The sequence below is a fragment of the Limnospira indica PCC 8005 genome (genome assembly GCF_000973065.1).
Taxonomy (GTDB): Bacteria; Cyanobacteriota; Cyanobacteriia; order Cyanobacteriales; family Microcoleaceae; genus Limnospira; species Limnospira fusiformis.
The window spans coordinates 5,363,752-5,388,647 of sequence record NZ_FO818640.1 but is presented as its reverse complement, the minus strand read 5'-3'; the positions used below and the strand labels follow the sequence as shown (position 1 = coordinate 5,388,647).

At 45.4% G+C, this 24,896-nt stretch carries 23 protein-coding genes; 12 read left to right on the top strand and 11 right to left on the bottom strand.

The genetic code is table 11. From position 1 onward, the window contains the following. Positions 1-44: 44 nt before the first annotated feature. From XZ46_RS23735 to XZ46_RS23725, 3 genes are all read right to left on the bottom strand, one after another. Entirely contained in the window at positions 45-962 is a 918-nt protein-coding gene (locus tag XZ46_RS23735; RefSeq protein WP_008055167.1) for an ABC transporter permease, read from the bottom strand. Positions 963-1,018: 56 nt separating this feature from the next. Then, positions 1,019-2,110: an ABC transporter substrate-binding protein gene (locus XZ46_RS23730; RefSeq protein ID WP_008055169.1), complete on the bottom strand. Its 1,092-nt coding sequence runs from the start codon at positions 2,108-2,110 to the stop codon at positions 1,019-1,021. Between the two features lie 88 nt (positions 2,111-2,198). Then, positions 2,199-3,368, bottom strand: a complete 1,170-nt coding sequence (locus tag XZ46_RS23725; protein ID WP_008055171.1) for an ABC transporter ATP-binding protein — start codon at positions 3,366-3,368, stop codon at positions 2,199-2,201. A gap of 238 nt (positions 3,369-3,606) precedes the next feature. Between XZ46_RS23725 and XZ46_RS35590 the strand changes: the two genes are divergently transcribed. Beyond that, the gene (locus XZ46_RS35590) at positions 3,607-3,747 is read left to right on the top strand and encodes a hypothetical protein (RefSeq protein WP_006623521.1); all 141 of its coding nucleotides are present in this window, start codon (positions 3,607-3,609) and stop codon (positions 3,745-3,747) included. 15 nt (positions 3,748-3,762) lie between these two features. Here XZ46_RS35590 and XZ46_RS23720 read toward each other — a convergent pair whose 3' ends face one another. After that, on the bottom strand, positions 3,763-4,608 hold the full coding sequence (locus XZ46_RS23720; protein WP_006623520.1) for a DNA adenine methylase: 846 nt from the start codon (positions 4,606-4,608) through the stop codon (positions 3,763-3,765). Positions 4,609-4,877: 269 nt separating this feature from the next. Here XZ46_RS23720 and speD point away from each other — a divergent pair, with 269 nt between their 5' ends. Continuing rightward, positions 4,878-5,315: an adenosylmethionine decarboxylase gene (speD, locus tag XZ46_RS23715; RefSeq protein ID WP_006623519.1), complete on the top strand. Its 438-nt coding sequence runs from the start codon at positions 4,878-4,880 to the stop codon at positions 5,313-5,315. A 74-nt stretch (positions 5,316-5,389) separates the two neighbouring features. Here the strand turns inward: speD and XZ46_RS23710 are convergent, their stop codons facing one another. Continuing rightward, the gene (locus XZ46_RS23710) at positions 5,390-7,831 is read right to left on the bottom strand and encodes an exonuclease domain-containing protein (RefSeq protein ID WP_008055175.1); all 2,442 of its coding nucleotides are present in this window, start codon (positions 7,829-7,831) and stop codon (positions 5,390-5,392) included. 65 nt (positions 7,832-7,896) lie between these two features. On the opposite strand from XZ46_RS23710, the gene XZ46_RS37660 reads away from it, so the two are divergent. Together XZ46_RS37660 and XZ46_RS23705 are read left to right on the top strand one after the other, a co-directional pair. Continuing rightward, on the top strand, positions 7,897-8,022 hold the full coding sequence (locus XZ46_RS37660; protein ID WP_006623517.1) for a hypothetical protein: 126 nt from the start codon (positions 7,897-7,899) through the stop codon (positions 8,020-8,022). A gap of 179 nt (positions 8,023-8,201) precedes the next feature. Then, entirely contained in the window at positions 8,202-9,740 is a 1,539-nt protein-coding gene (locus XZ46_RS23705) for a SagB/ThcOx family dehydrogenase (protein WP_008055177.1), read from the top strand. Here the strand turns inward: XZ46_RS23705 and XZ46_RS23700 are convergent. Genes XZ46_RS23700 through XZ46_RS23680 form a run of 5 tightly spaced genes read right to left on the bottom strand, consistent with a single transcriptional unit; the run spans position 9,737 to position 16,736 of the window. Beyond that, positions 9,737-10,279: a DUF3611 family protein gene (locus tag XZ46_RS23700; RefSeq protein ID WP_006669324.1), complete on the bottom strand. Its 543-nt coding sequence runs from the start codon at positions 10,277-10,279 to the stop codon at positions 9,737-9,739. The genes XZ46_RS23705 and XZ46_RS23700 overlap by 4 nt on opposite strands. A 42-nt stretch (positions 10,280-10,321) precedes the next feature. Further along, on the bottom strand, positions 10,322-12,067 hold the full coding sequence (locus XZ46_RS23695; protein ID WP_008055180.1) for an ABC transporter ATP-binding protein: 1,746 nt from the start codon (positions 12,065-12,067) through the stop codon (positions 10,322-10,324). 35 nt (positions 12,068-12,102) lie between these two features. Next, complete coding sequence (locus XZ46_RS23690; protein ID WP_008055182.1) at positions 12,103-13,260, bottom strand: CO2 hydration protein; 1,158 nt, start codon at positions 13,258-13,260, stop codon at positions 12,103-12,105. A gap of 53 nt (positions 13,261-13,313) precedes the next feature. Further along, entirely contained in the window at positions 13,314-14,831 is a 1,518-nt protein-coding gene (locus tag XZ46_RS23685) for an NADH-quinone oxidoreductase subunit M (protein WP_008055184.1), read from the bottom strand. A 33-nt stretch (positions 14,832-14,864) separates the two neighbouring features. Next, entirely contained in the window at positions 14,865-16,736 is a 1,872-nt protein-coding gene (locus XZ46_RS23680) for an NAD(P)H-quinone oxidoreductase subunit F (protein WP_048895274.1), read from the bottom strand. A gap of 435 nt (positions 16,737-17,171) precedes the next feature. Between XZ46_RS23680 and XZ46_RS23675 the strand changes: the two genes are divergently transcribed. The 6 genes from XZ46_RS23675 to ccmO all read left to right on the top strand — a co-directional run bounded on the left by XZ46_RS23675 (position 17,172) and on the right by ccmO (position 21,833). Further along, positions 17,172-17,483 carry a carbon dioxide-concentrating mechanism protein CcmK gene (locus XZ46_RS23675; RefSeq protein ID WP_006618784.1) on the top strand — a complete coding sequence of 104 codons (312 nt, stop codon included), beginning with the start codon at positions 17,172-17,174 and terminating at the stop codon, positions 17,481-17,483. A 223-nt stretch (positions 17,484-17,706) separates the two neighbouring features. Then, a complete protein-coding gene (locus XZ46_RS23670; RefSeq protein WP_006618785.1) occupies positions 17,707-18,048 on the top strand; it encodes a carbon dioxide-concentrating mechanism protein CcmK in 342 nt (113 codons plus the stop codon). A gap of 167 nt (positions 18,049-18,215) precedes the next feature. Next, positions 18,216-18,524, top strand: coding sequence for a beta-carboxysome shell vertex protein CcmL (ccmL, locus tag XZ46_RS23665; RefSeq protein WP_006623510.1), 309 nt, complete (start codon positions 18,216-18,218; stop codon positions 18,522-18,524). A gap of 164 nt (positions 18,525-18,688) precedes the next feature. Beyond that, a complete protein-coding gene (gene ccmM, locus XZ46_RS23660; protein ID WP_006623509.1) occupies positions 18,689-20,329 on the top strand; it encodes a beta-carboxysome scaffolding protein CcmM in 1,641 nt (546 codons plus the stop codon). Between the two features lie 47 nt (positions 20,330-20,376). Continuing rightward, complete coding sequence (gene ccmN / locus XZ46_RS23655) at positions 20,377-20,946, top strand: beta-carboxysome scaffolding protein CcmN (protein ID WP_006623508.1); 570 nt, start codon at positions 20,377-20,379, stop codon at positions 20,944-20,946. An 86-nt stretch (positions 20,947-21,032) separates the two neighbouring features. Next, positions 21,033-21,833 carry a beta-carboxysome assembly protein CcmO gene (gene ccmO / locus XZ46_RS23650; protein ID WP_006623507.1) on the top strand — a complete coding sequence of 267 codons (801 nt, stop codon included), beginning with the start codon at positions 21,033-21,035 and terminating at the stop codon, positions 21,831-21,833. Between the two features lie 200 nt (positions 21,834-22,033). Here ccmO and XZ46_RS23645 read toward each other — a convergent pair whose 3' ends face one another. After that, entirely contained in the window at positions 22,034-22,261 is a 228-nt protein-coding gene (locus tag XZ46_RS23645; protein WP_048895273.1) for a photosystem II protein, Psb35-related, read from the bottom strand. A 272-nt stretch (positions 22,262-22,533) separates the two neighbouring features. Between XZ46_RS23645 and murD the strand changes: the two genes are divergently transcribed. Together murD and XZ46_RS35100 are read left to right on the top strand one after the other, a co-directional pair. Continuing rightward, positions 22,534-23,898, top strand: coding sequence for a UDP-N-acetylmuramoyl-L-alanine--D-glutamate ligase (murD, locus tag XZ46_RS23640; protein ID WP_006623505.1), 1,365 nt, complete (start codon positions 22,534-22,536; stop codon positions 23,896-23,898). Positions 23,899-24,246: 348 nt separating this feature from the next. Continuing rightward, positions 24,247-24,393 (top strand): hypothetical protein, encoded by a 147-nt coding sequence (locus tag XZ46_RS35100; protein WP_162198551.1) that lies wholly within the window; start codon positions 24,247-24,249, stop codon positions 24,391-24,393. The last annotated feature ends 503 nt before the right edge of the window (positions 24,394-24,896 follow it).

Here is a 24,896-nt window from a genome sequence, read left to right as displayed (position 1 = left end):
CGCTAGGGTGCAACTTTATACACGCGCCGGAGTTGGTCGCCTGTTTATTTTGAGGGTCTGCCATCACCGTAGCGGATTAAAAGAGCGATCGCTATACTCACCCCAAAAATTAGCACCATACTTAGGGCTGAACCAAAACCCCAGTTTTGAGTGGCTCCTAAAAACTGATTGTAAATCAGTCGAGATACGGTCATGCTAGAAGCGCCGCCTAACAGCTCTGGATCGACAAAATCTCCCAGGGAACTAATAAATACTAATAGTGACCCGGCGATAATTCCGGTCTTAGTTTGGGGAACTGTAATTTTCCAGAAGGTTTCGGGGGGCTTGGCTCCTAAATCAGCGGAAGCCTCCAACAGACGGCTATCTAGTTTTTCCAGGGAGGCATACAGCACGGTTACCATATAGGGTAAATAGCTATAGGTCATGCCAATTAAAACGGCTGGACTGCTATTAAGTAGTGCTAGGGTAGGTAATCCCAATAACCCCAGAAATGAGTTTAGCACTCCTGTGGGTCGTAAAATGGTAATCCAGGCATAGGAGCGCAGCAAGGAAGATGTCCATAGAGGCAGAACAAACCCTAATAGTAGAAGGTTACGGGACTTGGGTGGAGCCATAACGGCTATCCAGTAAGCTACCGGAAACCCTAACAACAAACAAAAAACTGTGGTTCCGATCGCAAAATTAACCGATCTAGCAATTACTCGCAAATTTATGGGTTCAAATACCCGCAGGTAGTTACCCAGACCATCAGGAATTACCACATCCCCAGGGCGAATATTCTCCACTAAGCTGAGTTGAAAAATCACCAGGGTGGGAAACACCAGCAATAGTAGTAACCACAGCCCCGCCGGTCCCAGCATAATTAGGGGTCCAGCTAACTTTGACCAGATCTGAGAGATGCCAGTTTTAGCCGGTGTGGTGGGAGGTTCATAAGGGGTCTTAGGGGGGGTAGATACAGCCATAATAGAGTTTGAGCATTTTTTTAAGGTTTAATTCGTATTAGCACCCGATGTTCCAATTAACCACTGGTGAGTCTAGTCCAATAGCGATCAAAAAGGGCGGTTATCTCTGGTGGTAGGGGCGAAACTGTTTCGCTGTTCGCAATCACGCTTTCTGGGGGAAATAGGGCTGGGTCTTCCCGGAGTTCTTGGGGAAGTTGACGATAGGCGACTAGGGAGGGGGTAGCAAAGCTGAGGCGTTCGACAATTTGGGTGGCGATGTCTGGTCGCAGCATAAAATTAATCCACTGATAAGCACCTTCTGGGTTAGGTGCGCTTTTGGGAATTACCAGGGTATCAATCCACAGGGAAGAACCACTAACGGGGGTGATGTATTCTAAATCTTCGTTTTCGGGCATCACTTCCGCCGCATCGGAAGAATAGCACATGGCTAGGAGTAAGTCTCCTACAATCATCTGAGGTCGCCAAGCATCGGTGGTAAAAGATGCGATCGCTCCTCGCAGCTTGACCAATTCCTGATAGGCTTGATTAATCTCCCTAGGATTGGTGCTGTTGTAGGAGTAGCCTAAACGCCGCAAACTAGCTCCCATCACTTCCCGTACATCATTAAGTAGGGTTAGCCGACGGTTGAGTTGGTCTTGATATGTCCATAGATCTTCCCAGTCTTCGGGAGAGTTTGATAATAGTCTGCTGTTGTAAATTAAACCTGTAGTTCCCCAACTCAGGGGGACGCTATAAGTGGAGTTGGGGTCATAATCGGGATTTTGGAATTTGGGAAATAGATCTTCTAACCCCACGATTAAGGTATGGTCTAATTCAGCTAATAGCCCTAGTGCTACCATCTTCTGTACCATGTATTCCGAGGGGTAGATGATACTATATGCTCCCGCTCCTCCCGCCTGTATACGGGCTAACATAGCCTCATTAGAATCGAATACATCTGCCACTACTCTCAGCCCCGTTTCCTGGGTAAAGCGTTCTAGCAGATCGCGATCGGTGTATCCGGCCCAAGTATATATATACAGGGTATCTGATGAGAAGCGGGTGCTGGGGGTGGTTTTGATTTCGCCTAAAGTCCACCCGCAGCCTGACGCGGAAGAGGCGATCGCCGCCGCCATAGTCGATTGCAGAAACCCGCGCCGGGTCTGCATCCCTTTATGAAAACCAAACGGGCGTAATTTCCTTGGGGGCACTGTTTTTTACCGTTGCCATCAAAACCATAATATTACAACAACTATTTTAGCGGTGTTGAGGTTCCGGTAGGGCTAAACAATCTGTGGGTTTCCAACAGACATAAATATTGCGATCATAATCTAGGTTTTCTCCTAAACTCTGAGACTGTCGCACCATTAGGGTTTCCCCTGTGTTCAGTTTGACAATGTACTGTAGGTGAGTACCTAAGTACATCTGATCGACTAATTTTCCGGCAAAACTATTTCCGGGAGTCTCTGGCGGTTCAGAATGTAGGGTAATGTTTTCCGGTCTGATACTCACTACAACCTTCGCCCCCCCTCGTAATTGATGAGGCGATACTGCTGGGTAGTCATTGCGCGATCGCTTGTTCATGGCTACGATCATCTGTAACCCTGTGTCCGTTAATACTTGTATAGCCTCCTTATTGGCTTGTTCAACTTGTCCCTTAAATAGGTTAGTGTCTCCAATAAAGTCAGCCACAAAGGGGGTCTGGGGATGTTGGTAAATTTCGTTGGGGCTGCCAATTTGTTCAATGCGACCCTCGTGCATTACCGCTATGCGATCGGACAAACTCATCGCTTCTTCCTGGTCGTGAGTTACCATCACAAAGGTTAACCCCAAATTGCGATGCAAATTTGATAACTCCATCTGCATTTGTTTACGCAATTTCAGATCTAACGCTCCTAGGGGTTCGTCTAATAGTAGCACCGCTGGACGATTTACTAAAGCCCGCGCTAAAGCTACCCGCTGTTGTTGTCCCCCTGACATTTGGTTCGGATAACGGTTAGCAAACGATTCCATCTTTACCAATTGTAGGGCTTCCAGGACTTTCGCTTCAATTTCCGATTTCCCTAGGCGTTTTAATTTCAACCCAAAGGCGATGTTATCCCAGACATTCATGTGATTGAATAGGGCATAACTCTGGAAAACTGTATTTACCGGGCGCTGATAGGCTGGGGTTTGGTTCATTGACTGACCCCTGATGAGAATCTCCCCGGCGGATGGGGTTTCAAATCCAGCAATTAGCCGCAGTGTCGTGGTCTTACCACAGCCTGACGGTCCGAGAATGCTGAAAAATTCTCCCCGCTTTATGTCTAGGTCTACCGCCCTCACTGCGGTTTCCCCGTTGAATACTTTGAATACTTTACGGAGTTCTACATCGAATTTTGAATCGCTGTGAACTGCACCTGGGTTCTGGGCTGCGGTTTGTAGCATAATTTACTTTTCGCGCTATCAAGGGGATATCCCCTTCCTACTTTACCAGAAATTTATAGCCTGGGCATTGCTGTTCCCTCAACCCGCCCCAGCCGAAAGTCGCCGGGAGTCGGATTTTTCACAGGCGATCGCTTGGCTTATCATACATATAAGTAATCTTTTGTCAATATTGTTTGACAAAACTTTAGATTTTGTTTAGATTTACTGATAAGCAACTCACACAAACAAGTCCAGTAGTATGTATACCATCAACAAAGATAAGCAAGAACCCAAGATTTACTTTATTCAACCTGCTGCTACACTCAAACCTCAGCGAGATTATCTCCTACATAGCGCTGTGGCTATCTTTCTGATTGTTTCTGTGTTAGTTTGTTATTAAACTAGCCGTCCTATCCTAATAGGAAGTTATCAAAAGTTCCGTAATTTTTCCCCGATTTTGGGGATTTGAATTAATCGCCCTACCCGCTTGGATAGGGTGGATATTAAAGTCCTTATATAAGTCTCTGATTAACTCAGTATCAGAATTAGATAGCATCACCTTCACTCCTCTGTTGTGTAAGGTCTTAAAGATTTCGGCTAATTTTTCCTGTTCATCAACCCCAAATTTATGATGGCTGTAGCTGGTAAAGTTACTGGTGGGACTCAGGGGGTGATAGGGAGGGTCGAAATAGACAAAATCATCAGCAGAATTAGCCTCATTGACAATGGCTTCAAATGATTGGACTTGAAGAGTTGCAGATTGGAGAGTTTTCGAGGCGGTGATCAATAATTCTTTCGGGCAAATTTTCGGGTTTTTATATTTCCCCATAGGTACGTTAAATTGACCCTGGCGATTTTCTCTATATAAGCCATTAAAACAAGTCTTGTTGAGATAAATAAGGCGCGCGGCTTGGTCAAGCCGATTCTCAAATTTTTGCGATCGCATCTGGTAATAATAACCTTGATTATGGTTCTGCTGATGCTGTTCTAACTTGCTAATCAGCGACTGAGTATCATCACGCACACATTGATAAGCATTAATTAGCTCGCTATTAATATCACTTAAAATTGCTCGGTTAGGTTGCAGATAAAAAAAGATAGCACCACCGCCCAAAAAAGGCTCATAATAGGCTTGATAATTGTCGGGAAAGTAAGTAGTATACTGAGGAATTAAGCGAGTCTTACCCCCGGCCCACTTCAGAAACGGTTTGGGGGTAGTTTGGGGTTGACTGGTGACTGTTGGGTGGTCGGTTGGGGACAAAATTGGCTGAAGTCCAGAAGTACATCAATAGCACTGAACGGAAAAATTAAATTATATGTTCAGTGCGATCAATTATTATAACAGAGTGCTACAATAGCAGAGGCTGGAGTACGAAAATCTAGCGTCGCCGGAAGATGGCCCTATTTGTCCCATGAGGAGAGTTCTAAAACTCGGTTATTTTCCCCGGACTTAAACTGAAGTAGCGACTGCTGATTTGAGCCCAGCATAACCATTTACAACCCACGAAAAGGGGGGTGAAATCACCAAAAATGAAACAACTCGGAACCCATATTGTTGTCGATGCGTGGCAGTGTCCCGCTGATATCCTAAACGACCCAGATCTGATCCGTCAAGCCATTCTTGATGCGATCGCAGCAGGAAGTGCTACCCTTATAGATATCTGTGTTCACCAGTTTAGTCCTCATGGTGTAACCGCCACGGCTACCCTAGCCGAGTCCCACATTGCCATTCACACTTGGCCTGAATATGGCTATTTTGCGGCTGATTTATTTTTCTGTGGTTGTGGCGAACCCGAGAAAGCAGCGGAAATGCTAAAAACTCGTCTGGAAGCTAAACAAACAAGAGTTCAAGAATTTTGGCGAGGTATGGGTTATCCGGTTCCAGTCCCTGATACCATCTCTGATCATACTTGGAATAAAGTACCCGAAATTGCATCTTCTTCCAAGTTGATGTCTACAGTGTCGTAAGTTACCGATAGGTTGGGTGAGACGAAAGCATCATCCAACCTATTTCTGAACTCAACTATTCAGCTATTTGGCTGCTAACCATCTAGGGTGAGTTGAGTGAGGTTTTGGAATAGCCAATAGTCCTGGTAGTCTAACAGGAGAATATCTAAGGCTTCTGGTAAATCTATCTCTAAATCGCGATTTTGGATATCAACGATCGCCTGATAAATTAACTCAAAAGTGATGCGTTGGTCTCGGTCAAACAGAAGATAATGGCTATTGTTCCCCTGACAGAACTTTTCTAACTCTATCTTACTAGACTTTCCTGATATCAAATCTTCCCGCGCATCTCGACACAGGTTAAAATGAATATCAGGACGATGGCTGACCAATTCGTTTAAGTTTCTCATCCGGTGATAAAATCGAGTCCCGCTTTGGTGCAAAAAAGCGATCGCAAATTGATGGGTTGCTGTCTTAATCACCAAATGTTCAGGAAGTACCCGTTTCCCCAGTCGCAAAATATCCACACTCAGGGGAGACAAAACCAGCTTTAATGATTCAATAATCATCTTTAATTTCCCGAAATCATCACTTTCCGAAATAATCGCTGGTTGACCATAATTCTGTTCTAGGATACCCCTTTGCTGTCGTAGATAATCTTCTAATTGACTACGCCGAGAAGAGTTAATTGGCGACCTAGCCGCCATACCATTAGGAAAAACTCTGACAATATTTTCCCCGTCGGCTAAATTAAAAGTATCAACTAATTTACTGACAATGAATTTGAGTTCCGCCACCTCTTCTCTCAACTGATGAATTTGTTTTTCCATCATCCCTATAACCCCAGAATTACCCGATTTATCAGGTCGCTGAGGTAAACAAATACCATCAATTTTATAGCGGTAGTAGTCCGCCGCCGCATTCACAACTGAACGAATAGAAGGCGCAGTTAAAATGTCGGCAATTTCCTGGGGTTCAAATAATTCATCAATAGTCACATCAGCCACCTGTGCTTTTAAATCAAGTAATTGCTTGAGTTGTTCATTAGATGGCTTATTTAGGATAATTTGAGATTGAGAAATACGGTCAATAATTGAACCATCAAAAACCTGCTGAAATTGTAACCAGCGATCGGGAAACAGATTTAAGATAATTAAACTATTGGGAACATGGGTAAAGATTTCTTTAACCGCCTCTCCAAAACTTTGTAACAGTCGTTCATTGTGTTTTTGACCCAAACCTTCTAACTGGTCAAAAATAATAATTAAGGGTTCATCCAAGAGAGACAGCTTACTAAAAACCGCCAACGCCGCCAGGGAAATTTCCTCCCGACTGGTATCTTCTCCCCAGCTTTCCAAACCGACCTTTTCTAATTCCTCGGGTGCTACATCATTCATAGCTAACCACTGAGTAATAGTTTGGCGGCGTTTAAAATCGGTATAGCCACAAAACCGAATTATCCCTTTGAGAATTTTCGGCGAATATCCAGCAGAAGAAAACTGATTAATCCACCAATCATAAGCACGTTTTTCTATGTGTTGCCAATATTCTCGTTTCAGGCGAGTATCCTCTTTTCCGAGGTCGGTAAATAGCTTGAGATTATCGGCTTTTATTAACTCAATTAATCGTTCATCTTTTTGGGTGATAGGGGTAGCATAAGCCTCAGTATTTTTGATGATTTGCGCGAAACTATTAGCCAGCAAATATTCAAGCTGAGTATGTGAACTGTGAGGAACTGTTTGAATTAAAGACTCCAGAATGCGGCTATAGGTATGAAATAGAACCGTGTCAGGATTATTGGGTTGCCGAATAAATAAGAGCCTATTCTTAGTTAATAAATCTTGGGCTAATCTCATCATTAGGTGAGTTTTACCAGAACCGGGTTCTCCAATAACTACGGCTCCTTTACTCTGATGATTGACATCATTTTTAATATCAGAAATAATATGTTTTAGTCGCTCAAATTCATTGTCAAAAATCGCCCTAAAATCAATGTGGTTTTGGAAAGGAGTATCAACCCTGCTGGTTCCAAAGGGGTTGGGTTGATGTTGCAGTCGAGTTTTTAATAGTTCGTTAATCATGCGTCGATAAAGTTGATAAGTAAATAAGGCATCATGTTTGGCACGATGGAGGTAATCGCGGTTATTGGTCTGGTCATCCCGGCTTAAATTTAGCTGTTTGCTAATAGTTTGTAGGCTATTACTTCCTAATTGTGGAAGATAGCGTTGAGCCAATTCAAAACTGCATTGAAAACTGAGGCGAGGTGGTCGGACACCGACAGCGCGAAATGTATTCCTAAGCACTTCCATATCATGACGTGCATAGTGACAGATAATGGTTTGAGATCCGGCTATAGCTAAGAATTCATTAACTATGGTTTTCAGGGGTTTACTTTGGTCGATAAGTTGGGGATTTTGGCAATGTCTTTCGTCAAAGGCTTCATAAATTAAGTTTCCCTGATGATCAACGATCGCCATAGCTTTCAGAATCGGTTGTCCTTCTGTATCAATGACAATAAAGTTAGTCTGGGGTTTCATGGTTGGGGAGACCAATAAGTATGTATACTGATGGGTGAGTTAATAACCTGATTTTCCCACAAATCTTGCTCACCAGTAAATTATGGCGCTATGGGTCAGCCACCGATAATCAGATTAACTCTCGCCACTTGCGAAAGCATTTTGTGGAAATTCCCCATCAAGATTTGGCAGGAAAAACCTGTGTAGCGTGAACCCAGACAGCCTAATTGACTGGTAACTGTGCTAAGATTTGCTCAGTTGCTGCGAGCTGATCGCACTAAAAAAGTGTAAACTTGGGGAGTGGCGTTAGGACTTTGACCACATAGCGCGATCGCATCTCTGGCTTTCCCGTTAACGATTCTGTCCGTCCTCACATTTAACCTGTGTCATAATGTCAGAACCACTGAAATCCATCGCCCAATACTACCATGAGCGAACCAAATACGATCCCGACACCTTAGCCTCTAAGGGTCAACAGTTAGACTGGACTAAACAACCAGAACCCTTCAAAGAATACAAGATTGGCACGGTATTTGACCTGAAACCCTATCTCAAAGAAATATCCGATCCTCAAATTCCCACAGCCAACACAGACCCATGGCAGCGATTATCTAGTCTACTACTACATACCTATGGGTTAACCGCTAAACTAGCCACAACTAGCGGATTTCACTATTTGCGATCGTCACCCTCAGCCGGGGGACTGTATCCAGCCGAAATCTATCTAGTTTCCAGGGGAACCCCAGAATTACCAGCGGGACTGTATAACTATCAAACCCTACATCACTCCCTAGTGCAATTTTGGGATAGCCAAATTTGGTCGGAGTTGAAACAAGCCTGTTTTTGGCATCCATGCCTGGAAAATACTAAACTGGCGATGGTGGTTACTGCTGTATTTTACCGTTCAGCTTGGCGATACCAAGACCGCGCCTATCGTCGCATATTTCTCGATACAGGTCACTTATTGGGTAATTTGGAACTAGCAGGAGCCTTAAATTCCTATCGTCCCCATCTAATTGGCGGATTTGAGGACGAAACCCTTAATAACTTACTATACCTGGATTCGGAAACGGAAGCAGCGATCGCTGTGGTGGCTTTGGCTGACTTACTGGAAATTGACCAGAACCTTCCCCAATTCCGAACCGCCTTACCCTCGGCTACCCAAACCGACTATCCCGAAATTCCCGATGGGGAAATGCTCCATTACCTCCACTGTGCCAGCCAAATTAAATCGGACACCTCCGGTTCCCAAGGCTGGAAAAAATTAGCACCAGAAGAAGAACCCGAAGATAAATATAATTTCCCCTTCTGCACCAAGGTCTCGACTGTCACCCCTGCCATTGATTGGGGAAAAGACCTCAAGGGGTTAAATACAGCCCAATTGCGCCGACGATCAACCCGTCGCTATAGTGGGGGGAATCTCAACCTGGAAGAATTACTCGCTCTACTGGATTTTACCTATCAACATCAGCACTACGGTTATCAGGGTTTAGATGCTGCACCGGACTTTTTTGATTTGAGTCTGATTGAATCTTTTATCGCTGTCTCTGGGGTGAATGGACTAGAGGAGGGATGTTATTATTATGCCCCCAAAGCACAGGAACTTAGGCAAATTCGCTTTAAAAATTTTCGGCGAGAGTTGCATTATCTGTGTTTGGGACAAGATTTGGGACGAGATGCGGCGGCGCTGCTTTTTCATACTGCTGACTTGAACAAGGCGATCGCTAAATATGGCGATCGCGCTTATCGTTATTTACATAGCGATGCTGGTCATCTCGGCCAAAGATTGAACCTCGCCGCCACCCACCTACGTTTAGGTGCTAGTGGTATCGGTGGTTTTTTTGATAACCTGGTTAATGAGGTGTTGGGTATCCCCACCGATGAAGCGGTTATTTATATTACTACCCTAGGAAGATTGCGCGGCAACTAAATTCGATAAAGTAGCCAAATTGATGCTACACTGCCAACATAATGGGTTGCTAGTACATTTAAATTGGCAATCATCACAAATACATCCAGGGCTCTAACCGCCTCACTGGCTTCGGTTAGGGTGGTTCCTGGTGGCTGCGAAATGGTTTTGGCAATTAATACCGATGCGGTTATACCTGACCCCATTAATGCAATCAGGATACCAACCATTCCCAATAATAAGCCGACCCGCAAGAGTCTAACTGTGTCGGATTTTTTGGGTTTGACTGTATTGAGGGATAATAACTGTTTGCCTATGTTGGCATAGCGAAATGATATAACAATGCTAAATCCGGCGATAATTAGTCCGGTAACTGCAAAGGTTACACTTACACCGAGGGCGGGGTTAGCATCATCAGAAATACTTCTACCTGTGGTGGTGAAAATTAATGATAAAATCGCGACGAAGGCAAAAACTACTTGCATGGTCAAACCACACAAACCCGTATTCTGGAGGGTTTTTCCCTTTTGTAGTAACTCGTTGCCAACCGATACACTCATACTCTGGTTTCATAAATTGACAGTTGATGATTCCTATTGTAATCAAGCCAGCATTTGTTCGAGTTGATGCTGTTGCCAAAGTCTCCGATATAGTCCCTCTTCCTGTAGTAACTGGTCATGGGTTCCGGTCTGTACTATTGTGCCTTGGTCCATCACCAAAATGCGATCGGCTTTGGCTGTAGCTGACATTTGGTGAGAAATGAATAACACCGTTTGGCGTACAGTCCCGCTAGTCAGATTATAGAGAATGTCGGTGGCTGTCTGATTGTCTACACTAGAGAGGGCATCATCTAAAATCAAGATAGGAGCATCACAAAGCAAGGCACGAGCTAGGGCAGTTCGTTGTCGCTGCCCACCAGATAAGGTGATACCCCGCTCCCCAACTATTGTATCATAACCTTTGGGAAAATTGGTGATTTCATCGTGAATTTGAGCAATTTTCGCAACGGCTTCTATTTGCGATCGCAATGCTGAGGGATTACCATAGCAAATATTGTTAGCAATAGTGGTACTAAATAGAAAACTCTCCTGGGGAACATAAGCAATTACCTTTCTCAGTTGCGCCAGAGACAGTTGAGTGATATCCTGACCATCAATAAAAAAGCTATCTATATCAATATCCAACAGCCGAGGAATTACATTAGCTAGGGTAGTTTTTCCCGACCCAATAGGACCGACTACCGCGACAGTTTCCCCTGGTAGAATGGTAAAATTAACATGATTAAGGGCGGGAGTTTTGGCGGCGGGGTAAGTATAGGTTAAATCTCTCGCACTCAACCACCCCTTAACGGGAGTTATCAGGGGTATAGGCTGAGGTAGATCTTGAATTTTGGGTTTAATACTGAGGATAGACTCAACCCGGTCAACACTGACTTCTCCCCGCTGATAAGCGGTAATAGTAAAGCCTAATAAAGCGGTGGGAAATACCAACCTTTCGACATATAATACTAAGGCGACAAAATCCCCGATACTTAAATCACCTTGAGCGATCGCCTCATTGCCCACAGCCAGCAAAATCAGGAGACTTAAACTCGCCAAACCTCCCAATAAAGGAAACAAGAAATTTCGAGTTCTCGCCAACTTCAAATTAGCCGATAATAACCCTTGATTATGTTCTCGAAAAGCCTGCCTTTCTGCGGTTTCCTGAGCATAAATTTTAATCAAAGATATGCCGCTCATATCTTCCTGAATTAAATCACTTAAATCGGAGAGTTTTTCCTGCACTTCCATCTGTTGATCTCGCAGTTTACCGCTAAAAATCTGCACCAACACTAACATCAACGGATAAACCGAAATCGATAATATAGTCAACTTAATATTAATAGCCAGCATGACTGGCAAAGTCAAACCATAAGCAAATATGGTATTAATTAAACTCAGGACTGCAAAGCCTACCAACCGCCGAATATTATCAACATCAGAGGTTGCCCTATTAATTAAATCCCCGATTCTACTATTAGAAAAATAGGAAGATTCCAGGAGAATCAGATGATTAAAAATCTTCTGTTTTAGGTCAAATTCTACCTGTCGCCCCACCCCAAAAATTAAAATTCGGGATGTCATGCGAATCACCCACATAATTGATGCTAGGGCGACAATCAATAAAACCTGCCATCCTACTTCCTGAAACTCTACGGCATCTTGTAAGTCATCTACACCATTACGAATAAGTAAAGGTATATAAACCCCCACCACATTTACCACGAACAGAGACACTGTTCCTAATAGTGATATTTGCCAATGGGGGCGCAGATATCTTCCCAGAGTTTGCAGTCTTGAATAACTCATAATTCAGAAAGTAAAAATTTGCCAATTGAGATGAACTATGAACGCACTAGAAACGGTTGAAAATCTGTCGAAGTAGGTTGATTAACCTCAGACAAACGGGAAGTGGTAAACCGATTTAACCAATTTTCCAGATAGGCGCGATTAGCCTTTTTTTGTTCGGGGTCGTCAGTGTTCAGGGGATAGGGTGCTAGTCCTTTAATGGCGGCTGTCGTGACACAAAACATAGACTTTTGAAAACTTTGGCATATTTGCACACGCAAATCATCCTCTCCTCGGCAACTATTATTATAAATATTGTGGAGATAATCAGGTAAAAAATGGCGCATATCCTGCATTAATTGAGTGGGGGGAATACCGGAACCACCAATGGGGAGGGGGTCAGCGTATAAAGCACCGTATGTAAATTCTTTTTGTAGGTTGGGGATTTGATGAACTTGAGCGTTATAGGATACTGTACCCGGGAAGGGTGTACCACGGAAAAAAATGGCTTCTACATAGGGAACTGCTGTATCCATTAAAAATGTGAGTCCGGCAGATTTAGGGATGATATCTAATGTTTTATCCCCCAATTTAACGCCATAAGTAATTGGCTTATTGGCCGCGGCAACTAATCCATCTAAGATATGCTGCACTACGGCGGGAATGGATTTAATTTCCCCTTGGTCATAGAGGTCAGAAAGGGAGATAAAAATATCACTCATGACTCGCCAAAATTGCCCCAAAGCGCTATAATAGGCTGACTGTCGTACTTGTTCGGGTAGAAATTCTGGGAACATCTGATGTAGTAGCAGAATGAAACTATTGCCTTTAAATTTAGTCTGAATAGCTGCTTCTGCTAACTGTTGGAATTGTGATGAATCCAAGTAAGAATCTAGTCCGCCTCCCCCATGCCATAACATCCCTTTCATGCAATATTCGGCATATTCATAATTAATGCGATCGTGCCACCAATACTTGAGCAATTTGGGGATATTTAAATCGCCATTGAAGTATTTAAAAAACGGGAAAAATACTAAAAATTGATGGTCAGCCACATAAATCAGGTTGTCGGAGTAGGCATCTAAAACTATGCCGTAACTTTTGAGGATGCCAACTACTTCAAGGAGGTTTTGGGGAGAGTCTGGTAATAAGGCATCACCAGCTTCTAAGCGTTCAATATATTTGAACAATGGGTGGATTTGATTGCTGGTCATAGTGGATAAATTCACAAGTTTAGATGGTGGGCAATTTTGATTGAGTGACGAGATTAATTTAAGCCGATCGCCTTGACATTTGATTCAATTTGAGCTACAATTGGGGGCTTATACATGAGTGCTGATGTGGTGCTTTCAGTCCATTTAACTAGGATGGTCGGTTGTAGTCCTAGAAAGGTGATAATCACAGCCAAGGCTATAGCTGGAATGCGATCGCGCCATTGTACCCTTGGTAAATTAATGACTGACTCGGACAAGCGACCAAAAAAGGCACGGTTAATCATAATCAGAAAGTAAACAGAAGTTAAACCAGTTCCCACCATACACAGAAGAGTCTGCACGGGGAACACTTCCATACTGCCTCTAAAGACAAGAAATTCTGATACAAATCCCACTAAACCGGGAATACCAGCACTAGCCATAACCGCGACAATCATTATACTACCGATTAAAGGTAAACCGCGTTCAGGGTTTAATAAGCCACGAATCACATCGATATCTCGACTTCCCGATTTTTTGTAAACTACTCCCACTGTTAAAAATAGCAGGGCAGAAATTAAGCCATGACTAACCATTTGCATGACTGAACCGAGTAAACTGAGGGGAGAGGCGGCGGCAAAAGCTAGGATAATATAACCCATGTGGGCGATGGAACTATAGGCGACCATCTTCTTGATATCTTTTTGTGAAATCGCACAGGAAGCACCATATAAAACGCTAACTACTGCCCAACTGGCGACATAAGGGGCGATCGCATTCCAAGCATCTGGAAATAAACCGACCCCAAACCTTAGTAAACCATAGGTTCCCAACTTTAATAATACCCCCGCCAATAAAACTGATACAGGGGTTGATGCTTCCACATGGGCATCGGGTAGCCAAGTATGAAAGGGGACTACGGGGATTTTAATACCAAATCCGATTACCAGTCCCCCCAGTAGAATTAGTTGGGTAGTGAGGGGTAATGCGGACACTCCCAAAGTGGAAGTTCTGAGGGTATCCAAATCAAAATCCGGTGCTTTGGTTAACCAGACTATGCCTAAAAAGGCGGCTAAAATTAACAGACCGGAAACTGCTGTATAAAGCAGAAACTTGGTGGCTGCATAGCCTCGGTTTTTGCCTCCCCAAATGGCGATGAGTAGATACAGGGGAATTAGTTCGACTTCGTAAAACAGTATAAACAGCAGCAGGTTGGAGGATAAAAAGGTGCCAGCGACTCCGGCAAAGATAATCAACAGCAGGGGATAATATAGCCGGGGTCGAGAAATGTCTAAGTCAGAAGACCAAATAGCGATCGCCACTAATAAGGCATTGATAATCACCAACGGCAAGGATAAACCATCTATCCCCAGATAGTAATTTAAGCCGAGGGGTTCAATCCAGGTAATATGTTCTACCATCTGTAGATCGGCTACAGTCGGATCAAATAACCTCGCCAAAGTTAGAGACCACACCAATAACCCCCCAGCGGTTAATAGGGAGATTTGACGGGATAATTGGGGGCTGAGGTTCGGCCAGAGTACAATCAGGAGGGCAACTAACAGCGGAATCCAAATTAAAACACTTAGCATCGATTTTTACGGTTAATGTGGTCGGGAAGGGGTCTAAAATTGCCACAGCATTAAAATCAACAACACGGCTATACCAGTGGCTATGGTGAAGACATAAAACTGTGATTGTCCAGAAATACTATATTTAAGTCCTTCACCGCTAAAGAGGGTGGCTAAACCTAAGCCGTTGACAAACCCATCGATGATATAGCGATCGATCCAATAACTGATGGCGGAGATACGATTAACCAAAAATACAACGGTCAGATCGTAAAGGCGATCGATATAGAAATCGTAAGCGAGTAAATCCTGTATGGGTTGGTAGGGGAATTTATATGGTTCTCTCCCCGGCCCGTATACATAAATACTGCTACCTATACCCACCCCTAATACACTTGAGACCAACAACAGGGGTAAAGCTACATGGTTAATTACTTCTTGGACTCCAGAGACGGGCGCTTCTACGAAGGTTCCTGACCAACTCAGTAATAGTTGCCAGCTTTGTAGCATCATCGGCACTAACAGAGTCACAATAGTCATGGAAACCATTGGTAAAGCCATCGGCCACAGGACTTCTGGGGCGCGTCGGGTTTTCGGTTGCGACTGACCAGTAAAGACTAAGCCGAAAACTCTGGTTAATCCTAGGGTGGTGAGGAAGTTCACCAGCAGCAACAAAATCAATAACCAAGGTGGTACAGTCCAGAAACCACTTACCCACCTTCGGAAAGTCCAGAACATCCCTAAAGGTAATCCGGCTACCATTCCTGATGCACCAACAATAAATGCAGTGGTGGTGGCAGGCATTTTAGACCATAATCCCCCCATTTCGGTCATGTCTTGGGTGTTGGTGGTCAAAATTACTGAACCTGCACTCATGAATAACAGACATTTGGCGATCGCATGGGTGAATAGTAACAGCAGGGCTATATCCACATGGCTTTGACCTACGGCTACAAACACTAAACCCAAATAGGCGCTAGTAGAGTGGGAAAGCGCTCGTTTGATATCAATTTGAGCGATCGCCACCAAAGAAGCCCCAATAGCCGTTACTGTTCCCAACACAATTAAAGTGTCCGACACCACCGGAGACAGCGCGACAATTGGTTGTAGTTTAATCAGAACATAGGCCCCCGCCGCCACTACTACCGAATTTCGGAGTAGAGAAGCCGGGTTTGGACCTTCCATAGCTTCATCAAGCCATAGGTGTAGGGGAAATTGGGCGCATTTGCCAATAGGTCCAGAAATTAGGGCTAATCCTAATAAAGTCGCCGTAAGGGGTGGTAAATTGTGGGTTTCCGACCATAGTTCTAAATCCGAGAAGTTTAAACTACCGGCGATCGTGCCGATATAAACCACCCCCATTAACAACAATACATCTCCCACTCGTTTAGTTAAAAACGCATCTCGCGCCGCCGTGACTACCAGGGGTTGAGCATACCAAAAACCCACCAGTAGATAGGTTGAGAGAGTCAGCAATTCCAACAAAATATAACTAAGTAGCAGCGAGTCACTCAAAGCCAAACCACTCACTGCCGCCTCAAAAAAGCCCATCAAACCAAAAAACCGAGCCGTCGCCCAGTCTTTTTCCATGTACCCCAAGGCATAAACCTGAGCCACTAGACTGATACCTGTGACCAGTTCCACGGCTCCTAGGCTTACGGGAGAAACATCTAGGACAAAAGATAAGTCTAATCCCGCAGCTTGTAACCATGCAATGTGAATTTGTTGACCCGGCATTGACCAGATAGATCGGTAAATTACCGCACCGTGGATAAAACCCACTAAAGTCATCAATATATTAAAGTAGGCTGCTGGTCTTGGCCCTGTGCGTCGGACTAACCCCGTTGACCAAGGAAGGGTCAACACTGCCCCCATGAGACCATATATGGGTATCCACCAACTAGCTTGTAGGAGGAACTGAATCATTTAACTTACATAAAGAAATATTAACCCTCAGATTAATATATCAGAATTTCCGTCCTAAACAGAGCTAATCGTCAAATTCATCCCCAATAACCAGCCATTTCTAGTCAAATTACCTAGGGTCTGCCTTTGGGATATAGCACAAGTTGTTACAAAAGTCAAGATAAATCGGCATTTTTGTCTCCAAATATTAACTTTGTTTAAAAAACCTTAATTTCTATTAACAATCAATAAAAATAATCTCGAACATGAGAAATTATAATCCAGATTAATATTGTCAAAGAAGCCACAATTCTCGTATTCTTATAATTTGAGGGAGGTTGAAAAATTTTTCCGCATACACAAAAAGAATCATTAGTCTTTGTGGTCATGGGACTCAGTTAGCAAGAGATTTGCCCAGTTGAGTTCAGTCTGTCCGTAATTAGGAGTAGTTGTAAGATGTCCATCGCTGTTGGAATGATTGAAACCATAGGCTTTCCGGCTGTTGTAGAAGCAGCCGACTCCATGGTAAAAGCCGCGCGCGTTACTTTAGTCGGATATGAGAAAATTGGCAGCGGTCGTGTGACCGTGATTGTCCGAGGAGATGTCTCCGAGGTACAAGCATCAGTTTCCGCTGGCATTGAGTCAGTCAAACGGGTGAATGGTGGAGAAGTATCATCAACCCACATCATTGCTCGTCCCCATGAAAATCTAGAGTACGTTCTACCAATTCGTTACACCGATGCGGTCGAACAGTTCCGGTCCTACTAGACGTAATGGGGCAAGCGTTAACCCCCTCACCCGATCGCCGAAAAAGTCGTACAGACAAGGCCAATCTTGTCTCTAAGTTCTGAAAACTCCCTCCCTGAAAATTAGGATCAGGGAGTTGATAGCTTGTCTGAGAAGCCATCAGAGCCGAACCGAGTAGAAACCAGTGTTCTGTGCGACATCTAGGCGTGGTAATCAAATCGAGGTTCAGGAGTCAAAACATACTATGGCCATTGCAGTTGGCATGATAGAAACCCTGGGTTTTCCAGCGGTAGTAGAGGCAGCCGATTCCATGGTAAAAGCTGCCCGCGTAACCTTAGTAGGCTACGAAAAAATCGGTAGCGGTCGTGTCACCGTCATTGTTCGCGGAGATGTGTCAGAAGTTCAGGCTTCTGTCTCCGCCGGAACCGAGTCGGTGCGACGGGTAAATGGTGGGTTAGTTCTTTCCACCCATATTATTGCCCGTCCCCATGAAAACCTAGAATATGTCCTACCAATTCGTTACACCGAAGCGGTAGAACAATTCCGTGAAAGCGTCGCCGGGATACGTCCTCTTAACCGTCCGTAGGTTAACTCCAATGACCCCTAGGGGTATGTAGTTCAACCACAGCCAAGCCCGAACCGACTGCATAGTTCGCCCGTAGTAGGTCAATCTACCAATTGACCCCATCTATTTTCCTGCTCAGTCGGGGGGAAAAATGTTCCTGCCGTACAGTTCCTTAACATCAAATTAAGATGCAAATTGCCAGAGTTATTGGCACAGTTGTTAGTACCCAGAAGGAACCCAGTCTCCGAGGTTCCAAGTTTTTGCTATTGCAACTCTTAGATGAACAGGGAGAGCCAACATCAAAATATGAAGTGGCGTGCGACTATGTGGGTGCGGGTTTTAGTGAGTGGGTTCTGGTTAGTCTCGGAAGTGCGGCTCGCCAAATTCCTGGAAGCGAAAATCGACCCAGTGATGCAGCCGTAGTTGCCATTATTGACACCGTTAGCACTGCTAATGGCCAGATTTACAGTCAAAAACAGCAGAACCGTTTAGGTTGAGCAACAGAGCTGGGTTAACCCCAAAGCCTGGTACGGGGAGGTTTGCAAGTATACTCCCGAAGGCGCGAAAATACCGAATAACCAGCCCCTACAGGGATAATTCATCGATTATCCGTACCACCAAAAGTCAACCCTATAAAAAGTTAGTTAGGAGAAATTCAGTTATGGCAGTTAAAGGCCATGCGGCTCCTCCCACACCCTGGTCTAAAAACCTGGCGGAGCCCAAAATTGACCCCACAGCTTACGTTCATTCCTTCTCGAATATCATCGGTGATGTTCGCATCGGCGCTCATGTCCTGGTCGCCCCGGGAACCTCTATCCGCGCTGACGAAGGATTCCCCTTTTATATTGGCGATGAGTCCAATATTCAAGATGGCGTTGTTATTCACGGCTTAGATGAAGGCAAAGTCAAAGGAGATGATGGTCAATCCTACTCCGTTTGGATTGGTAAAAATTCCTCAATCACCCATTTGTCTCTGATTCATGGTCCGGCTTATGTCGGGGACAATTGCTTTATTGGTTTCCGCTCTACTGTATTCAATGCCAGAGTCGGAAATGGTTGTATTGTCATGATGCACGCCCTCATCCAAGATGTGGAAATTCCCCCCGGAAAATATGTTCCCTCAGGAGCAATTATCACTAACCAACAACAAGCCGATCGCTTACCGAGCGTAACAGATACTGATATCAAATTCTCAACTCATGTGGTGGGAGTTAACCAAGCATTAGCAGCAGGTTATCAGTGTTCAGAAAACCTCGCCTGCATCAGTCCCCTACGAAATGAAACTAAGGGAAGCAGCAGTAATGGTGGCCGCGCTAGATCTGGCGGACATAGCAACCTAGGCGCAGGGCCTATTCCCCCAGAAACGGTACAAACCATCAGCCAACTTCTAGCCCAAGGCTATAAAATTGGTACCGAACACGCCGACGCACGTCGCTTCCGCACAGGTTCTTGGCGCAGTTGCGCTCCCATTGACTCCCGCAACACCAGCGAAGTTGTATCAGCCTTAGCCGCCTGTCTGCAAGACCATCAAGGCGAATATGTCCGCCTGTTGGGAATTGATAGCAAAGCCAAGCGCCGGGTACTTGAAGAAATTATCCAACGTCCTGATGGTCCTGTCGCTAGTAAGTCCTCTAACGGTCAGGTCTCCAATGCCGCAGCTTCCACAGCCAGCCCCTCCAGAACTACTGCTACTGGTAGTTCTGACTTGGCACAAAAGGTTTCCCAAATCCTGAACCAAGGCTATAAAATTGGCACGGAATACGCCGACGCGCGTCGCTTCCGCACGGGTTCCTGGCGTAGTGGTCCCCAAATTGACAGCTCCAGTGCTTCGGCTGTTCTCAGTCAATTAGATGCCTTCATGAACGAGCATACAGGGGAATATGTCCGCTTAATTGGCATTGACCAAAAAGCTAAACGGCGGGCGGTTGAAGAGATTATCCAACGACCTGACGGTAGGGTTTCTGCTACCCCTGGTCCTAGCGCGGCTTCCCCTGCGCCCTCTAGTCGTTCAGCTCAATCATCCTACTCATCTGCTAATAGTAGTTTGACTTCTGAAACTATTGAGCAAGTTAAAAACCTCCTGGCTCAGGGTTATAAAATTGGCACGGAACACGCTGATAAGCGTCGCTTCCGCACGGGGTCCTGGCGTAGCTGTACCCCCATCGACTCTAATAATCAACGGGAGGTTATGGCAGCCCTAGAAGGCTGTATGCAGGAACATAGCGGTGAGTATGTTCGCTTGATTGGTATTGATGCTCAAGCCAAGCGTCGGGTTCTTGAGGAAATTATCCAACGACCTTAATTAACTCTCTCGAAAATCCCTGTTTACTTTTCAGAGGTTCAAGCCGAATGTGTATGTCGCCACCCCATCACCCGGATTATGCTTACTATGTGAGTGGCGATGTCACCATTGACCCCAGTGTAGCCATCGCCCCAGGAGTGGTAATTACCGCCGCTCCTGATAGCCAAATTGCGATCGCTGCTGGGGTCTGTATTGGTATGGGGACTATTATTCATGCTGATCAGGGTATCCTAGAAATAGATAAGGGTGTCTGTATTGGTACTACTGTACTCATCGTCGGTGCTGGAAAAATTGGGGCTCTGGCTTGTATTGGTTCAGAGTCAACTTTGATTAATTCTGATATCCCATCTCAGCACGTTGTAGCTTCCGGTTCATTAATTGGTGATCAATCTCGTCAGGTCAATTTTTCTGCTACTGAGGTTGATTTCATCCCCCAACCGGAACCGGAACCCCAACCGGAACCGGAACCCCAACCGGAACCAGAACCCCAACCGGAACCAGAACCAGAACCAGAACCAGAACCCTCAATTCGCAAAGGTCCGCAGGTCTACGGACAAACTCAAATCAATGAGTTGTTAAAGACTTTGCTCCCCCATAGAAAACCCCCTAATTTTTGAGAGAAACTGGGGTTGATGAACGCGAAAATCCCCAGATTAATCCATCGGGATTCTCAAGTCTTCTCTCTAGCAGGTAAAATACAGTCATGGATGAACACTTGCAAACCTCATTTCCCCAAAGGCGCAATACTGAGCCAGAATTTAAAGATACTGCTTTGGGGTTAATCTCCACCCGCAGTTTTCCAGCGATCGTCGGCACTGCTGATATGATGCTGAAATCTGCAGGTGTTCACCTGGTTGGGTATGAAAAAATCGGTAGTGGCTACTGTACCGCTATTGTGCGCGGTCGTATTGCTGATATCCGCCTAGCCATTGAAACCGGAGTTGATACTGCTAAACAGTTCAATCAGTTTGTTTCTTCCCTAGTCATTGCTAGGCCTCTCCCTAACTTAGAGTATGTTTTACCGATTGGGTCTCGTCTCTCCCAATTAGCAGCCAGTGGCGGTCACTCTCGCCTCAGTAATCAAGCCGTAGGTTTATTGGAAACGAGAGGATTTCCTGCTATGGTCGGCGCGGCTGATGCGATGCTGAAGGCGGGAGATGTTTATTTCGCTTCCTATGAAATTATTGGCGCGGGACTATGTACTGCTATTATTCGGGGTTCGGTTGCTGATGTAGCAGTGGCTTTAGAAGCTGGAATGTATGAGGCTGAACGCATTGGCGAATTAAATGCAGTGATGGTCATCCCTCGTCCCCTTGATGAACTTGAACAAACTTTACCTCTGGCTAGTTGTTGGATTGAGAAGGTCAAACCTTTACAGTTACCTATTAATGTTAAACAAACTGAAAAAGAAGTGGTAAAACTTCCCGAACTCAAACAATTATCTGTTGATGCTTTACCTTTGGATAATCAAACTTCTGATTCTTCTATGGAGTCCTGGGATTAAAATATTCTTGATTCTTAACCCGCATTCTCAACCCGCCTTGACATGATAATTGACATCAAATTATGATGCTCCTCAAGGTAGAGACTAAAAACTAATTACCCCCCACGGGTGATGATTATATCACTATAAAAAAAAAAGAGCAACCCGTTAGGATTGCCCTCAAGAAGAGAGTCTAAAAGCTATTGGTGACTGAAGAGAATTTACTTGGAGAAATTCTGGCTGCGGTAAGCATCCATACTGTAAGCAGGAACCCGTTGGCTATAGTCTACGGCTACACCTGTTAACGCCTGAGAAAGACTGTCAAAGGAATCAAAGTTCCAGTTTCTCATGTGGATGGGTTTGGACTGTTCACCACGAAAATAAGCCATAGTTCCAATTACAGAAACAGCCAGCCAACCACTGATAAATAAAGCTGCTAAAATAACCATTTTTTATCCTCCGATAATTGCATCAGAATTACTACTAAGAAAGTTTCACCAAGGTCAGTGGGAACTTCTTGGGGTAATCCCGTTTATTAATTTATGTTAACCAATGTAACGTTTTTGTTACAATCTGTCAAGTAACTTGACAAAATAATTTTTTATGATATAATTAAACGCCAAAAATATTAATAACCGGATAAACTCCCCTAAGGTCACTTAAAATCAGCCTCTTCTGATAGAATCAAAAATGCTCAATCAAGGTGCAGGGTAAGGATACAATGCCCAACGCTCATATTATTGGTCTGGGAAAATCAGGAAATGCCACGGCGCGCCTGTTAAAGGTTCAGGGATGGCAGGTAACTGTTAGCGATCGCAACACATCAGAATCTCTACAGCAACAGTGTCAGACCCTCATTGAGGAAGGAATTACAGTTAATTTGGGGCAGAATTTCGACCCCGACACGGCACCAGATTTGGTAGTGGTTAGTCCCGGGGTTCCCTGGGATTTGCCAGCATTGGAAACCGCCCGCAGTCTGGGTATAGAAACTATCGGCGAAATGGAACTGGCTTGGCGAAATCTCCAGGATATCCCTTGGGTGGGAATTACGGGGACTAACGGCAAAACTACTACCACGGCCCTGATTGCTAAAATATTTGAAGTGGCGGGAAGTGCGGCCCCGGCTTGCGGAAATATTGGTAATGCTGTCTGTGAGTTGGCGCTGCAACAACAACAAAACTCCTCGACACCCTTAGATTGGGTCATTGCTGAAATTAGCAGTTTTCAGATTGAGTCATCATCAACCCTCGCGCCTCAAATCGGCATCTGGACTACCTTTACCCCAGATCATCTTAACCGCCATTACACGCTAGATAATTATTTTCGGATTAAAGCTCGTTTAATGGAACGTTCCCAGGTGCAGGTCTTTAATGGTGATGACGCTTATCTCCGGCGAGCCGCACCGGAACTCTGGCCACAAGCTGTCTGGACTAGCGTTAATGGTGCTGAGGAATTATTGGGCGATCGCCAGAGGGGTGTATATATTCAAGAAAACTGGGTCTACCAAAACGGATGCGCGATCGCACCAGTTGACTCGCTGAAAATGGTGGGAGACCATAATCGCCAAAACCTACTTATGGCTGTAGCCGCAGCCCGAATAGCCGGAATTGACAAGGAAGCAATTGCTCACGCTATTTCTACTTTTCCTGGAGTTCCTCACCGCCTCGAAGAGGTTAACACCTGGATGGGAATTCGCTGGATTAATGATAGCAAGGCTACTAATTATGATGCGGCTCAGGTCGGATTGGCCGCAGTGGAACCACCTGTGATTTTAATTGCTGGTGGAGAAGCTAAAGCTGGTGATGATACCCACTGGATTAATACTATTCACCAAAAAGCGGCGGCGGTTTTATTAATCGGAACGGCAGCCCCCACCTTTGCTCAAAGGTTACAGGAAACTGACTATCACAATGTCGAAATTGTGGAAACTCTCGAAAATGCCATCCCCCGCGCGGCGGAATTGGCTAGTGTGTTCCAAGCTAAGGCTGTTTTGCTCTCCCCCGCCTGTGCTAGTTTTGACCAGTATCGCAGTTTTGAACATCGTGGCGATCGCTTTCGGGAGTTATGTTGGGAATTGATGGGGTAGGGGCGGGTGTAATATCCCGGTGTGTTTTATGGCGTGGGGGGGCGAGCGAAAGTTGGCTTGTGTGTTTCATGGCCTCAGAAGGTGCGTCACATAGCGCAAGTTTTTCGTTTTCCCAGTGGCTGATCGGATGTGACGCACCCTACGCACAGCCAGGGGGGGCGAGCGAAAGTTGGCTTGTGGGGTGCGTGGCCGATCGCGCACCCTGGGGGCGGGTTTATCAAGCTGACTTGTGGGAATTATGGCTGACTGCGGAACCCGCAGGGGCGGGTTTATCAAGCTGACTTGTGGGAATTATGGCTGACTGCGGAACCCGCAGGGGCGGGTTTATCAAGCTGACTTGTGGGAATTATGGCCGATCGCGCACCCTGGGGGCGGGTTTATCAAGCTGACTTGTGGGAATTATGGCCGATCGCGCACCCTGGGGGCGGGTTTATCAAGCTGACTTGTGGGAATTATGGCCGATCGCGCACCCTGGGGGCGGGTTTATCAAGCTGACTTGTGGGAATTATGGCCGATCGCGCACCCTGGGGGCGGGTTTATCAAGCTGACTTGTGGGAATTATGGCTGACTGCGGAACCCGCAGGGGCGGGTTTATCAAGCTGACTTGTGGGAATTATGGCTGACTGCGGAACCCGCAGGGGCGGGTTTATCAAGCTGACTTGTGGGAATTATGGCTGACTGCGGAACCCGCAGGGGCGGGTTTATCAAGCTGACTTGTGGGAATTATGGCTGACTGCGGAACCCGCAGGGGCGGGTTTATCAAGCTGACTTGTGGGAATTATGGCTGACTGCGGAACCCGCCCCTACAGCACCCTGGGGCGGGTGTATATAGTTGGCTGGTTTTTCCCGTGGCCGATCGCGCACCCTGGGGGCGGGTTTATCAAGCTGACTTGTGGGAATTATGGCTGACTGCGGAACCCGCAGGGGCGGGTTTATCAAGCTGACTTGTGGGAATTATGGCTGACTGCGGAACCCGCAGGGGCGGGTTTATCAAGCTG